This window comes from Deinococcus ficus, from assembly GCF_003444775.1.
In the GTDB taxonomy this organism is placed as follows: Bacteria; Deinococcota; Deinococci; order Deinococcales; family Deinococcaceae; genus Deinococcus; species Deinococcus ficus.
In genome coordinates this window covers 1,207,975-1,221,005 of sequence record NZ_CP021081.1, presented here as the reverse complement: position 1 = coordinate 1,221,005, position 13,031 = coordinate 1,207,975, and the positions used below count along the sequence as shown (strand labels likewise).

Annotated in this window: 13 protein-coding genes and 1 tRNA gene; 9 read left to right on the top strand and 5 right to left on the bottom strand. The window is 68.6% G+C overall.

Features of this window, described 5'->3' with window-relative positions; translation table 11 throughout:
• Window positions 1–30 precede the first annotated feature (30 nt).
• Both hpt and DFI_RS06020 read left to right on the top strand, forming a co-directional pair.
• On the top strand, window positions 31–558 hold the full coding sequence (gene hpt, locus DFI_RS06025; protein WP_022802225.1) for a hypoxanthine phosphoribosyltransferase: 528 nt from the start codon (window positions 31–33) through the stop codon (window positions 556–558).
• A 4-nt stretch (window positions 559–562) separates the two neighbouring features.
• Complete coding sequence (locus DFI_RS06020; protein WP_043777618.1) at window positions 563–985, top strand: hypothetical protein; 423 nt, start codon at window positions 563–565, stop codon at window positions 983–985.
• Window positions 986–1,039: 54 nt separating this feature from the next.
• Here DFI_RS06020 and DFI_RS06015 read toward each other — a convergent pair whose 3' ends face one another.
• Entirely contained in the window at window positions 1,040–2,119 is a 1,080-nt protein-coding gene (locus DFI_RS06015) for an endonuclease/exonuclease/phosphatase family protein (RefSeq protein ID WP_043777615.1), read from the bottom strand.
• Between the two features lie 181 nt (window positions 2,120–2,300).
• Between DFI_RS06015 and leuS the strand changes: the two genes are divergently transcribed.
• Window positions 2,301–4,772 (top strand): leucine--tRNA ligase, encoded by a 2,472-nt coding sequence (gene leuS / locus DFI_RS06010; protein ID WP_027462513.1) that lies wholly within the window; start codon window positions 2,301–2,303, stop codon window positions 4,770–4,772.
• A 193-nt stretch (window positions 4,773–4,965) separates the two neighbouring features.
• Here leuS and DFI_RS21100 read toward each other — a convergent pair whose 3' ends face one another.
• Together DFI_RS21100 and DFI_RS06000 are read right to left on the bottom strand one after the other, a co-directional pair.
• Window positions 4,966–5,466 (bottom strand): hypothetical protein, encoded by a 501-nt coding sequence (locus tag DFI_RS21100; protein WP_244940333.1) that lies wholly within the window; start codon window positions 5,464–5,466, stop codon window positions 4,966–4,968.
• Between the two features lie 295 nt (window positions 5,467–5,761).
• On the bottom strand, window positions 5,762–6,004 hold the full coding sequence (locus DFI_RS06000) for a hypothetical protein (RefSeq protein WP_027462512.1): 243 nt from the start codon (window positions 6,002–6,004) through the stop codon (window positions 5,762–5,764).
• 214 nt (window positions 6,005–6,218) lie between these two features.
• Here DFI_RS06000 and ruvA point away from each other — a divergent pair, with 214 nt between their 5' ends.
• Entirely contained in the window at window positions 6,219–6,818 is a 600-nt protein-coding gene (gene ruvA / locus DFI_RS05995) for a Holliday junction branch migration protein RuvA (protein ID WP_027462511.1), read from the top strand.
• Window positions 6,815–8,167: a low temperature requirement protein A gene (locus DFI_RS05990; protein ID WP_027462510.1), complete on the top strand. Its 1,353-nt coding sequence runs from the start codon at window positions 6,815–6,817 to the stop codon at window positions 8,165–8,167. The genes ruvA and DFI_RS05990 overlap by 4 nt, the downstream gene beginning before the upstream one ends.
• Here the strand turns inward: DFI_RS05990 and fni are convergent.
• Window positions 8,089–9,123: a type 2 isopentenyl-diphosphate Delta-isomerase gene (gene fni / locus DFI_RS05985; RefSeq protein ID WP_027462509.1), complete on the bottom strand. Its 1,035-nt coding sequence runs from the start codon at window positions 9,121–9,123 to the stop codon at window positions 8,089–8,091. The two genes, DFI_RS05990 and fni, sit on opposite strands and share 79 nt — an antisense overlap.
• Window positions 9,124–9,264: 141 nt before the next feature.
• Between fni and DFI_RS05980 the strand changes: the two genes are divergently transcribed.
• The 4 genes from DFI_RS05980 (at window position 9,265) to DFI_RS05965 (ending at window position 12,131) form a co-directional block, all read left to right on the top strand.
• Window positions 9,265–9,341 (top strand) — tRNA-Met (locus DFI_RS05980).
• A gap of 83 nt (window positions 9,342–9,424) precedes the next feature.
• Window positions 9,425–9,913, top strand: a complete 489-nt coding sequence (locus DFI_RS05975; RefSeq protein WP_027462508.1) for a DUF456 domain-containing protein — start codon at window positions 9,425–9,427, stop codon at window positions 9,911–9,913.
• Window positions 9,892–10,395: a P-loop nucleotide/nucleoside kinase family protein gene (locus tag DFI_RS05970; protein WP_162145410.1), complete on the top strand. Its 504-nt coding sequence runs from the start codon at window positions 9,892–9,894 to the stop codon at window positions 10,393–10,395. The genes DFI_RS05975 and DFI_RS05970 overlap by 22 nt, the downstream gene beginning before the upstream one ends.
• Before the next feature lie 101 nt (window positions 10,396–10,496).
• On the top strand, window positions 10,497–12,131 hold the full coding sequence (locus DFI_RS05965) for a CTP synthase (protein ID WP_027462507.1): 1,635 nt from the start codon (window positions 10,497–10,499) through the stop codon (window positions 12,129–12,131).
• 63 nt (window positions 12,132–12,194) lie between these two features.
• Here DFI_RS05965 and DFI_RS05960 read toward each other — a convergent pair whose 3' ends face one another.
• Window positions 12,195–13,022: a DNA-formamidopyrimidine glycosylase gene (locus DFI_RS05960; RefSeq protein ID WP_027462506.1), complete on the bottom strand. Its 828-nt coding sequence runs from the start codon at window positions 13,020–13,022 to the stop codon at window positions 12,195–12,197.
• Between the last annotated feature and the right edge of the window lie 9 nt (window positions 13,023–13,031).

Here is a 13,031-nt window from a genome sequence, read left to right as displayed (position 1 = left end):
CCTTTCGGGGGCGTGTTAGCCTTGTGATCTATGAGTCTCACGCCCGGCAACGGCCCCGTTCAGATCACCCAGGAACAGATCGGCGCGCGCATTCAGGAACTCGCCGCGAAGATCCGCCAGGACTACGCCGGACGTGACCCCCACCTGATCTGCGTGCTGAACGGCGCGTTCATGTTCCACACCGACCTCGTGCGGGCCCTCGGGGTGCCGTGCACCATCGACTTCCTGCAGGCCAGCAGCTACGGCAACGCCAAGCAGAGCAGCGGCGAGGTGAAGCTCGTCAAGGACCTGCAGTTCCCCATCAGCGACCGGCACGTGATCCTGGTGGAGGACATCGTGGACACCGGCATCACCATGAACTACCTGCTGCACTACCTGCAGGGCCGCGGCCCGGCCAGCCTGAAGATCGCGGCGCTGCTCAGCAAACCCAGCCGCCGCAAGGTGGAGATCCCCGTGGAGTACCTGGGGTTCACCATCCCCGACGCGTACGTGTACGGCTACGGCCTGGACCGCGCGCAGTACGACCGGAACCTGCCGTTCATCACCAGCCAGGAGTAAGGGCGTGAAGCGGTGGCTGTGGGCGCTGCTGGCGGCCCTGCTGGCCGTCACGGCGCTGCTGGGTGTGCTGTGGTCGCGCGAGGCCCGCTGGAGCCGCGCGGACTACTGCCTGGAAACGCCGGGGCAGGTGTGGGGCTTGGCACCCGTGCCGGCCGGCGCGACCGCCACCTGCCCCGCCTCGCAGACGGTGCGGGGCGAGGTGCGGCGCGGCGTGACCCGCGTGGAACAGTACGAGCTGAGCGGCTGGCAGCCGGCCCCCGTGCTGGACGCCCTGACGGCCGGCGGGTACGCGGTCCTGAGCCGCATCCCCGACGACGGCATTCAGGAAGCGGCCGTGCTGAACGGCCACGGCGAGCAGCTCACGTACGTCGCCGACCGGCTGGACGGGAACACGCTGGTGACCATCACGGCTCGCGGCGAACACTGAACCGGCAGGGCTTGGGGCCGGCGGGAAGCAACTCAGCCGGCCCCTTTCTTACCTTCACGGCAGCTGAACGGTGGTGACCAGGGCGTAATGGTCGCTGATCTTCGGGTCGTCCTGCCGCACGCGCTCGCCGCGGCGGGTCAGGCCCGGGGAGTACACGAAGTAGTCGATGGTCCGGTCGGGCTTGCCCACCTGCGGGTCGTTCGGGTAGTGCGTGATGAACGCCGGGTCGCCGCTGTCCACCTGGGCGCGGCTGGGGAAGGTCTCGAAACGGTCCAGCAGCGGCGCGAGTTCGGTGTTCGGATTGAAGTACGCCTGCTCGCGGGGCCGCAGGCGGTCGTAGGCGGCGCGGGTGGCGAGCAGGTTGAAGTCCCCGCCCATCACCCAGGGCCGGGCCGTGCCGTCCAGCAGGGTCTGCACGGCCGCAACCTGCCGGCGCATGGTGTCGCAGCCCTGCGCGAAGGCGTCCATGTGCGTGCTGTACGCGGTCAACCGCTCGCCCCCCTGCACGGGCAGGGTCACGCCCAGCACCGCGCGCTTGAAGTTGAAGGCGACCGTGACCGGGTCCCCGCAGATGCGCGGCAGGGCGTACCGGGTGGCGGAATCCAGGCGGTAGCGGCTGAGGGTGCTCAGGCTCAGGCCTACGCGGCCCATGATCTTCGGGTGCGGCACGAAGGTCGCGCGGTGGTAGTACGTGGTCGCCGCGCAGGGGTACGCGCCTCCCAGGGCAGCCTGGATCAGTTGCAGCTGGTCGGCGTTGCCGGTGCGGTCGCTGTCCCGGTCCACCTCCTGCAACAGGATCAGGTCCGGGTTCTCCTCCCGGATCACCCCGACCACCTCGTCCAGCGTGCGGGCCACCGACTCGGCGCTGGGGCGGGTGTCGGGGCCGTCGCCGGCCAGCGTGTCGTAGAAGAAGACGTACCCGCGGCCCGCGAGGTACTGCACGTTCCAGTTCAGCACCTTCACGGCCTGCCCGGCCTTCAGGGTGGGGGCCGAGGCGGGGCAGGTCAGATCGGCGGCCTGCACGGGTTTCGGGTGGTCGGTCAGGGCGTACACCAGGCCCGCCAGCACGCCCACAAGCAGGAGCAGGCCGGTCAGCAGGCGGGGAAGCCAGTGCGGGCGGGATCGGGATGGCATGTGCCCCCAGTGTACGGGCCCCGCCATGCGGTGGATGCACGCCCGGCCGTGATCCGGTACACTCTGAGCCATGATCCGCTCTGCGCTTCTCACCCGGGGACGCCTCGCCTAGCCTCCAGCTTGTGCGTGCGTCCCCGGCTGCGTGTCAGCCGGGGCTTTTCTTTCTCAAGGAGTGACGACCATGACCACCGAATCCACCAGACCCGACATTCAGGAACCCCGCGCGGAGCGGTACAACCCGCACGCCATCGAGCAGAAATGGCAGGACGCCTGGGAACAGAGCGGCCTGTACACCTTCGACGAGCACGCCCCCGGCGAGAAGCACTACGCCCTGACCATGTTCCCGTACCCCAGCGGGAACCTGCACATCGGACACTGGTACGCGAACGTCGCCCCGGACGCCCGGGCCCGCTGGATGCGCATGCGCGGGTACAACGTGCTGTTCCCCATGGGCTTCGACGCGTTCGGCCTGCCCGCCGAGAACGCCGCCATCAAGAACCGCACCGACCCCGCCATCTGGACGTACAAGAACATCGAGTACATGACCGGGCAGTTCCGGCGCATGGGCACCATGATCGACTGGTCCCGGCAGTTCGCCACCAGCGACCCCGAGTACTACCGCTGGAACCAGTGGTTCTTCATCCAGTTCTACAAGCGCGGCCTGGCGTACAAGAAAGGCGGCCTGGTGAACTGGTGCCCGAAAGACCAGACGGTCCTGGCCAACGAACAGGTCGTGAACGGCGCCTGCGAACGCTGCGGCACGCCCGTCGAGAAACGCAACCTGAGCCAGTGGTACCTGAAGATCACCGACTACGCCGACGAACTGCTGGACTTCACGCACACCGACATGCCCGAGAAGGTCCGGCTGATGCAGACCAACTGGATCGGCAAATCCGTGGGCGCCGAGGTGACCTTCGCCACGCCCGCCGGGCCGGAAACCGTGTTCACCACCCGCCCCGACACCCTGATGGGCGCCACCTTCATGGTCCTGGCCCCCGAGCACGCCAAGGTCGCCGCCCTGACCACCGACGCCCAGCGCGGCGCCGTCGAGGCGTACGTGGCCGCCGCCGGGCGCAAGACGGACGTGGAACGCCAGCAGGAAGGCGAGAAGACCGGCGTGTGGACCGGGAGCTACGCCACCCACCCCCTGAGCGGCGAACAGCTGCCCATCTGGGTTGCGGATTACGTGCTGGTCACGTACGGCACCGGGTCCATCATGGCCGTTCCCGCCCACGACGAGCGCGACTTCGCGTTCGCCCGGAAGTTCGGCCTGCCCATCCGCGAGGTGATCCGCGCCGAGGGGGCCGACCCCATGCCCGATGACGCCGAAGCGCCTTACAGCGGCGACGGCGTCATCGTGAACAGCGGCGAGTTCGACGGCCTGCCCGGCGGCAAGGCCAGCATCGCCACCATCATCGAGAGACTGGAGGCGCGCGGCGTCGCCACTGCCAAGACCACCTACCGCCTGCGTGACTGGCTGTTCGCCCGCCAGCGCTACTGGGGCACCCCCATCCCCTTCGTGCACTGCGAGAAGTGCGGCATGCAGCCCGTCCCCGAAGATCAGCTGCCCGTGAAACTGCCCGAGAACGTGGAATTCACGCCCACCGGCCAGAGCCCCCTGAAACTGGACGAGGCGTGGAAGGCCACCACCTGCCCCTGCTGCGGCGGCCCCGCCGAACGCGACACGGACACCATGGACACCTTCGTGGACTCGTCCTGGTACATGTACCGCTACCTGAGCCCCGACTACCACGAAGGCCCCTTCGACCCCAGCAAGGCCGGCCTGCTGCCCGTGGACCTGTACACCGGCGGCATCGAGCACGCCATCCTGCACCTGCTGTACAGCCGCTTCTGGACGAAAGTCATGCGCGACATGGGCCTGACCACCCAGCACGAGCCCTTCGCGCGCCTGCGCAACCAGGGCATGATTCTGGGGGAAGACAACGAGAAGATGAGCAAATCCCGCGGCAACGTCGTCGACCCCGACGACCTGGTCCGCGAGTACGGCGCCGACACCGTCCGCACCTTCCTGATGTTCATCGCCCCCTGGGAACTGGGCGGCCCCTGGGACTCCCAGGGCATCAACGGCCCCGCCAAATGGCTGTCCCGCGTCTGGAACCTGTACTTCGACGACAAGACCAGTGGCCCCGAGGAGAAGATCACCGAAGCCGACCTGCGCTACGCCGTGCACAGCACCCTGAAGAAAATCAGCGGCGACTTCGAACGCCTGAGCTTCAACACCATCATCGCCGCCCTGATGGAACTGACCAACACCCTGGTCAAAGCCAAACGCAGCCCCGCGCACGGTACCCCCGCCTGGACCGAGGCGCTGGACATCTTCAACCGCATGCTGGCCCCCATCGCCCCTCACATCGCCGAGGAAATCTGGACCGCGCAGAGCAAATCCGGCAGCGTCCACACGCAACCCTGGCCGCAGGTGGACGAACAGGCCGCCACCCGCGACACCGTCACCATCGGCGTGCAGGTCAGCGGCAAAGTCCGCGGCGAAGTGAACATCAGCAAAACCGCCACGCAGGAAGAAGCCCTGAGCGCCGCCCGCGCCAACCCCGACGTTGCCCGCTACATCGAAGGTAAAGACGTCATCAAAGAAATCTACGTTCCCGGCCGCATCATCAACATCGTGGTGCGCTGAAGGGACAGAGACGGTGCCCTCAAGTGGCCGGGACGTTCCGGCAAATGTAACCCCCCGCCCGCAAGGTGAGGGGGTTACATTTGTGTTTCGCAGCCGTGGTAGAGGATTGTCTCCCAGGTCTATGTCCCGAAAGTACAAGTCTCATGTGGCGGACAGGCGGCAGCCTCGATCATCTCCTATAGGTTCGTTACCATCAACAAAACCTCGTGCGGTAATCCCTACTGACCATTCCTAGGGGCGTACCGGCCACATCAGTTCCTGCGGGCATGCCCCTGTCACTGCCGATCAAACCAAAAGCGTACTTCCTGACCGAGGTGAGCTGGCGTTTTTCACGGTGCTGGAGTTGGCCCTGCCGGAAGGTTACAGGGTTCTCCCGAATGTTCGCCTGAACGATATCTTCGCCATCAAAACCCGGCGATACGGAGAAAAACAGGGAGCAAAGGCCCGCCTCCGGAACAAACACATGGATTTCCTGGTGGTCCGTCTGCCTGACTTTCGGGCCGTCATCGCCATCGAGCTGGACGGCACGAGCCTCAACAACGCGAAGCAGCAATACGGTGATGCCGTGAATGATGCCGCCTTCCGCAGTGCGCAGCTGTCTCTTGTGTGTCTGCGGGCAGATATGAGCCATTCCTGGGAAGCCGAGTGCTAGATGCTTGCGCTCGTGATTCCGCTGGATGTCGAAAGTGGACAATGCCCGGCCCATACTCCAGTTCTATGGGGTATGGAGTTTCCGATATGGGCGCTGGACTTTCACCATACAGCTTCGGCGTGCCTCTAGCTGATGGGTCGGGTAGGACATCAACCATTTGGCAACCACGAACCTGAACTCCGATAATCTGTTACTTGAGCAGGCAGCTGAATGTTACGGTGTACCACCGGCCTCTGTCGTTCAGGGCGGCGATGTGCCGGTAACGGCCTTCCTCTTTCACGTACACCTCTACCCCGCCGTCGGCCGTCCAGCGCAGGGTCGTGACCTTTACGCCAGCCTAAGCGTACTGGTTGAGGATGTCCTTCACGGCGGCGGTGGTCGTCTGCCTGCGAAGGGCGTCGGGGACGTCGTCTGGGACGAGAGTGGTGGTGATTCCCCACGCGGCGCAGGTCCGGCCAGTGAAGAGTTTCGCGTTGCGGCTGATGGACATCTTCTGGACTGCTGTGGCCGCCTGCGTGCCTGGGATGGTCTGTGCGGCCGCTGTGGAGGCGATAAGCAGGGCGAGCAGGACGGGTCGCATGGGACGAGTCTAGGCTGGCGGGGAAGCGCGGATTGCCTCACTTGATGATCTCCCCTGGCACCTGTCGCGGAGGGTTCACCGCCCGCGTATGTCCGCCTGAACTGTTACGGCGCACGTTCCCCGGCCAGGGCCTGGAGCACCGTGGCTTCTGGCAGCGTGACCTTTGGGGTGGCTGGACACGGCGGGCGTGTGGGTGGGCCTTTAGAATCGGCGGGTGATTGCTTACCTGTCCGGCGTGGTGCGTGAAGTGAGGGAGCAGAGTGCCGTGGTCGTGGCGGGCGGCGTGGGGTATGAGGTGCAGTGCCCGGCGGGGACGCTCTCGAAGCTGGTGGTGGGCGAGAGCGCGGAGCTGAACACGCGGTTTGTGGTGCGGGAGGACGCGCAGTTGCTGTTCGGGTTTCTGGATGCGGACAGCGTGAAACTGTTTGATCTGCTGACGGGGGTGAGCGGGGTGGGGCCGAAGCTGGGGCTGGCGCTGTTGTCGGCGATGCCGGTGTCGGCGCTGGCGCAGGGGCTGCTGAGCGGGGACGCGAAGCTGCTGTCCAGCGTGTCCGGGGTGGGCAAGAAGACCGCGGAGCGGCTGGTGCTGGAATTGCAGGGCAAGGTGCCGGAGCATCTGGCTGTGGCGGGCGTGGCCGCGGGCGGGAAGGCGCGGCCGGTGGCGAGCACGGCGGGCCGGGACGCGGTGGAGGCGCTGCTGGCGCTGGGGTTCCGGGAGGCGCAGGTGCGGGCCTTGGTGTCGGAGCTGGTGGCAGCGGAACCGGAGGCGAGTGCGGACGCGCTGATCCGCAAGGGGCTGGGGCGGCTGAGGTGACGGCCGGCCAGCCGGACGACGTCACCCTTCAGGAGGGGCAGGTTCCGCCCTCGCAGGAGCAGGGGGGGCATGGGGAGCAGAAGGTCACGTGGCTGGAGCTGTTCTATGACCTGATTTTCGTGGTGGCGTTCGATCAGCTGGCGAAGCGGCTGGGGGACGCACCGCAGCTGGCGCAGCTGGGGGTGTTCACGCTGCTGTTCGGGGCGGTGTGGTGGGCGTGGGCGAGCAATGCGGTGTACGCCTCGCGGTATGGGAACGAGTCGCGGGCGTATCGGTGGGGCACGCTGGCGCAGCTGGTGACGATGAGCATGATTGCCCTGACGCTGCGCGGGGATCTGGTGGACACGGGCCGGGCGTTCGCGCTGGCGTTCGGCGTGAACCGCGTGTTGCAGGCGCTGCAGTCGTTGCATGCGGCGCGGGAGGAGGGCGAGGCGTTCCCGTGGCGGCTGGCGGGGTCGCAGGGGCTGGCGGGCGGGATGTGGCTGGCGTCGGCGGCGTTGCCGGGCGGCTCGGGCGGGCAATTGGGGCTGTGGGGGGCAGCGCTGGCCGTGGAGGTGCTCACGCCGGTGTTCACGCGCGCACATGCGCATGCGCGGCTGCCGCATGAGGGGCACCTGCCGGAGCGGGTGGGGCTGCTGCAGATCATCGCGCTGGGCGCCATCGTGACGGAGGTGGTGACCGGGGGGCGCAAGCAGGCGCTGACGTGGGCGACCCTCGTGCCGGCGCTGGCGGCAATCCTGACGGTGGTGGGGTTGTGGCGGCTGTACTTCGATCAGGCGCGGGCGCTGCCGCTGCTGGCGGCGCACGTGGAGGGGCAGGTGGGGCGGATGCTGTCGTGGCTGTACGGGCACCTGCCGTTCACGCTGGCGGTGGTGATGGTGGGCGTGGGCCTGGGGCACGGCATCAGTGACGTGGACGCGAAGAAGGACGCGGTGAGTCAGCAGTGGGTCGCGTGGCCGCTGGCGGGCGCGTTGATCGCGCTGGTGGGCCTGCGGGCGAATTCGCTGATCGTGACGCACCGGGCGCGGCTGCGGGACCGCAGTATCTGGGTGATGCTGCTCGCGGCGGGCGCCGCGGCGGGGCTGGCGGCGCTGGACCTGGACACGGTGCAGCTGCACCTGCTGGCGGCCGGCATAACACTGCTGGCGGCGTTCCTGGTGGCGACGGACCCGGTCACGACGCGCCTGGGCCGGCTGGAGGAGGTGGTGGCGGACCGGCTGGAGGAAGGGAGCGCGCCGGATTCCCTGGAGCCGGAGGTGGTGGAGGCGCTTCAGGACGAGCCGGACGCCGCGCGCGCGGAGGGCACGTCGGGGAATCCGCCGACGAACAGCGCGACCCGCAGGTCCTGAAGGAAGGTCCGCAGCCACGCTTCCACGGCGTCCGCGCTGTCCAGGGCGGGGGCCAGGAGGGGCCGGGCGACCGCGACCGCCCCGGCGCCCAGACTGAGGGCGCGGGCGGCGTCCAGGCCGGTGCGGATGCCGCCGGAGGCGATCAGGGGCGTGCCGGGGGCCGCCAGACGGGCGGCGCGCAGGGCATCGGCAGTGGGGTGGCCGAGTTCGCACAGGTCAGGACTGAGCACCTGGCCGTGGTGCACGAGCTGTTCCACCCGGGCCCAGCTGGTGCCGCCGGCGCCGGCCACGTCCAGCGCGGCGAACCCGGCGGGGCGCACGGCGTGGATGGTGGCGGGGTCCAGGCCGTGCCCGACCTCCTTGAGGATGACCGGGAAGGGCAGGTGGGGCACCAGGCTGTTCAGGCGTTCGGTGAGGCCCTGCCAGTGGGTGTCGCCGCCGGGTTGCAGGGCTTCCTGGAGGGGGTTGACGTGGATGGCGAGGGCGTCGGCGCCTACCTCCTGCACGGCGCGGGTGGCCTGGGCGGCACCGTACCCCTGGAGGAACTGCGCGGCGCCCAGGTTGCCCACGAGCAGGATGTCGGGGGCGTGCTCGCGGACCTGGAAGGTGGGGGCGGCGTCCGGGTGTTCGAGCATGACGCGCTGCGAGCCGAGCATCATGCCGATCCCCAGCCGCGCAGCGGCGGTGGCGAGGTGGCGGTTGATGATGCGGGCCTTCTCGGCGCCGCCGGTCATCGCGCCGATCAGCACGGGGGCCGCGAGGGCCCGGCCCAGGAAGGTGGTGCGGAGGTCCACGTCGTCCAGGTCCGTTTCGGGCAGCGCGCGGTACAGCCAGGGCACGCGTTCGAGGCCGGTGGTGACGTGCTGGTACTGGCTTTCGGGGAGCAGGCAGGCCTCGATGTGCCGCAGTTTCCGGGTGCTCAGGGGGCTGGGCGCGGGGGGCGCGGCGTCGGGCATGGGGTCAGGGTAAGGGCGGGGGCGGGTGGGGGCAGGGTGGCACGTGACACAAAGTTGACAGCCCGGGAAAGTCGAGGTACTATTCCTGAGCGCGAAAGAGACCAACGGCCTCTGGCACGCGGAAAACAGGAACCAGAGTAACGCAGGGTAGAGCAGTCTGGTAGCTCGTCGGGCTCATAACCCGGAGGTCGCAGGTTCAAATCCTGTCCCTGCAACCAAAGTCCCCCACCTTCCCGGTGGGGGTTTCTGTTGTGCCCTGGGTGGGGAACCTAGTGGGCCGGCGCCGCGTACTCTGCGCCGTATGAGTCTCCCCTTCTGGGTGTTCCTGATCGTGTGGCTGGTCGGCCTGGGCTCCACCTTCCTGCCGGTGGTGCCCGCCACCCTGATCATCTTCGCGGGGGCGGCCACGGCCGCGTTGCTGGACGGCTTCCAGTGGGGCGCCGACGGGCTGTTCCTGCTGGTCTTCCTGCTGCTGACGGTCCTGGCGATGGTGGTGGACAATGCCGCGTCCGCGTGGGGCGCCCGGAAGTACGGCGGGAGCCGGCAGGCGATGTGGGGCGCGCTGGCCGGCGGGATCGTGGGCGGGCTGCTGCTGCCGCCGCTGGGCCTGTTCCTGGGCCCGCCCGCCGGGGCGTTCCTGGCGGAACTGCTGCTGGTGCGCCGGCCCGTGAACGAGGCGCTGGCCTCCACCTGGGGCACCGTGGTGGGCCTGTTCACGGGGCTGGGCGCGAAGTTCGCGCTGCACCTGCTGCTGGGCGCGTACGGCCTGTGGCACTTCTGGCCGCGGTGAGTGCGCCCGGGCACATCCACGCAGTGCACGGCTTTCTCGCCGCGGGCAAGACGACTTTCGCCCGGCAACTGGAACGGGACCTGCCGGGCCTGCGGTTCAACACGGACGAGTGGGTGGTCGCCCTGCACGGCCCGGACCTGGGGCCGGAGGAGTTTCCCGGGGCGGCCCGCCGCGTCACGGCGGAGCTGGACCGCCTGTGGCCGCGCGCGGCCTCGCTGGGCCTGCACGTCGTGCTGGATTACGGCTTCTGGGCGCGCCGGCACCGGGACGCGCTGCGGGCGCAGGCGGCGGCGCTGGGGGTTCCCCTGACCCTGTACGCCCTGAGCGTGCCGGCCGACGTGGCGCGGGCGCGCATCGCCCGGCGCAACCGGGAGCCGGGCGCGCTGCATCTGCCCGCGGAGGCCTACGACCGGTTGTGGCCCCGCTACGAGCCGCTGGACGCGGACGAGGCGGTGGTGTGGGTGCCGCAGCCGGATCGGTGAGCGGGCGTGGTATCCTGTAATCCCGGAGGCCGAAGCGCCCCGGTTTTTGTTTTTGGCCCCACTCGTTTCCGGCTCGGGGGTCAGGCGCTTTCGGGTCAGGCATGAAATACATCTTCGTTACGGGCGGCGTGGTCAGCAGTCTCGGGAAGGGCGTGGCAAGCGCTTCCCTGGGCGCGCTCCTGCGGGCGCGCGGGTATAAGGTCACGGCCGTCAAGATCGACCCCTACATCAACATCGACGCGGGCACCATGCGGCCCTACGAGCACGGCGAGTGCTTCGTGACCGCCTCGGGCGCCGAGACGGACCTGGACATCGGCAACTACGAACGCTTCCTGGACCTGGACATTCCGCCGGGCAGCAACATCACCACCGGGCAGGTGTACCAGGAAGTGATCCGCAAGGAACGCGCCGGGGACTACCTCTCCCAGACCGTGCAGGTCATCCCGCACGTCACCGACGAGATCAAGCGCCGCATCCGCGCCGCCGGCGAGACCGCCGGGGCGGAGATCGTGCTGATCGAGGTGGGCGGCACCGTGGGCGACATCGAGTCCCTGCCCTTCCTGGAAGCGATCCGGCAGTTCAAGTTCGACGAGGGCGACGAGAACGTCCTGTTCCTGCACCTGACGCTGGTGCCTTACCTGGGCACCAGCCACGAGTTCAAGACCAAGCCCACGCAGCACAGCGTGGCGGCCCTGCGCTCATACGGCATCGCGCCGGACATCGTGATGGTCCGCAGCAAGGAAAAGCTCCCGCCGGAAATCACGAAGAAGATCGCGCTGTTCACCAGCGTGCGCGAGAACCGGGTCTTTTCCAGCTACGACGTCGCGCACGTGTACGAGGTGCCGCTGGCGCTGGAGGAGCAGGGCCTCGGGAAGGCCGTGGAGGACCTGCTGGGCCTGGAACGCACCCTGCCGAACCTGGGCGTGTGGACGCACGCGGTCCGCACCATCAAGCAGCCCGCGAACGAGGTGAAGATCGCCATCGCCGGGAAGTACACCGCCATGCCCGACGCGTACCTGAGCCTGATGGAGTCCCTCACGCACGCCGGGATCGCCAACGACGCCCGCGTGACCATCAAGTGGGTGAACGCCGAGGAACTCGCCGAGGCCGGCGAGGGCGAACTGGAAAAACAGCTCGGGGACGCTGACGGCATCCTCGTTCCGGGCGGCTTCGGGATTCGCGGCATCGAGGGCAAGATCCGGGCGGCCGAGTACGCCCGCACGCGCGGCGTGCCGTACCTGGGCATCTGCCTGGGCATGCAGATCGCCGTGATCGAGTACGCCCGCAACGTGGCCGGCCTCGCCGGCGCGAACAGCGCCGAATTCGACGAGTACGCCCCGCACAAGGTCATCGACCTGATGCCCGAACAGCTGGAAGTCGAGGGCATGGGCGGCACCATGCGCCTGGGCGACTGGCCCATGCAGCTGAACGCCGGCACGAAGATCGCCGAGCTGTACGGCGTTCCGCAGGGCGGCACCGTCAAGGAACGCCACCGCCACCGCTTCGAGGTGAACCCCGCCTACGTGGGCGAACTCAAGCAGGCCGGGCTGAACATCAGCGGCGTGACCCCGGGGGTGGAGGGCCGCGGCGCGGGCCTGGTGGAGAGCATCGAGATTCCCGGGCACCCGTACTTCGTGGCGTTGCAGGCCCACCCGGAATTCAAGAGCCGGCCCATGCGGCCCAGCCCGCCCTTCGCGGGCTTCGTGAAGGCCGCGCTGGAACACCAGCAGGGCTAAGACGACGCGAGAAAGAAGGCAGAGGCGCCGCTTTGGTCCTCTGCCTTCTTCGTGGTGATGGGTTTAGGGGCGCAGGACCTGGCAGGTCGGGCAGTAGTGCGTGCCGCGCTGCGCGAGCACCGTCTTGGCGATGTCCGTGCCGCAGCGGGGGCAGGGGGTGCCGTCCTTGCCGTAGGCGTGGTGGCGGTCCTGGAAGCCGCCCGGTTCACCGTCGTGCTGGCGGTAGTTGCCCAGCCCGTCCCCCAGGCTGCTGCCGCCCGCGTTCACGGCGTCCCCCATGACCCTGCGGATGGCGTGGTACAGCCGTTTCGCCTCGGCGGGCTTCAGGCGGGTCTGCGCGGGGTGAATCCTCGCTTCCCAGAGGGCCTCGTCGGCGTAGATGTTCCCCACGCCGCTCACCGGCTTCTGGGACAGCAGCCAGGGCTTCACCGCGCCGCAGGTCGCGGCGGCCTTCACGAAATCGGCCTCGCGGAAGTCGTCGGAGAGGGGTTCGGGGCCCATGCCGGCCAGGGTGGGCATCCCGGCGTACGCGCCGGGCGTCACGACCGCCATCTTCCCGAACCGGCGCGGGTCGTGAAAGTACAGCTCGCCGCCGTCGGTGGTGAGGGTCACGCGGGTGTGCGGGGTGCTCTCCAGCCGGAATCCGCCGGTCATGCCCAGGTGCACGATGAATTCCAGGTCGTGCGGGTCGTCCTCGGCGGCGTCGGCGGCCGCGAGCTGCAGCAGCAGGTACTTGCCGCGACGGGACAGGCCCTGCACGCGCCGGCCCTCCGCGAGGTGCGTGTTCGCGTAGCGGTGCGGGGCGTCGTGCTGCACGCGCAGGATGGTGCGGCCCTTGAGCAGCGGTTCGATCTTGCGGCGGGTGGTTTCCACTTCCGGCAGTTCCGGCATGGAGGGAGC

Bases quoted from the DNA above. Each gene is read 5' to 3' on its own strand.
- hpt (WP_022802225.1), top strand. From the start codon at position 31: ATGAGTCTCACGCCCGGCAACGGCCCCGTTCAGATCACCCAGGAACAG.
- DFI_RS06015 (WP_043777615.1), bottom strand. From the start codon at position 2,119: ATGCCATCCCGATCCCGCCCGCACTGGCTTCCCCGCCTGCTGACCGGC.
- leuS (WP_027462513.1), top strand. From the start codon at position 2,301: ATGACCACCGAATCCACCAGACCCGACATTCAGGAACCCCGCGCGGAG.
- DFI_RS06000 (WP_027462512.1), bottom strand. From the start codon at position 6,004: ATGCGACCCGTCCTGCTCGCCCTGCTTATCGCCTCCACAGCGGCCGCA.
- fni (WP_027462509.1), bottom strand. From the start codon at position 9,123: ATGCCCGACGCCGCGCCCCCCGCGCCCAGCCCCCTGAGCACCCGGAAA.
- DFI_RS05975 (WP_027462508.1), top strand. From the start codon at position 9,425: ATGAGTCTCCCCTTCTGGGTGTTCCTGATCGTGTGGCTGGTCGGCCTG.
- DFI_RS05965 (WP_027462507.1), top strand. From the start codon at position 10,497: ATGAAATACATCTTCGTTACGGGCGGCGTGGTCAGCAGTCTCGGGAAG.
- DFI_RS05960 (WP_027462506.1), bottom strand. From the start codon at position 13,022: ATGCCGGAACTGCCGGAAGTGGAAACCACCCGCCGCAAGATCGAACCG.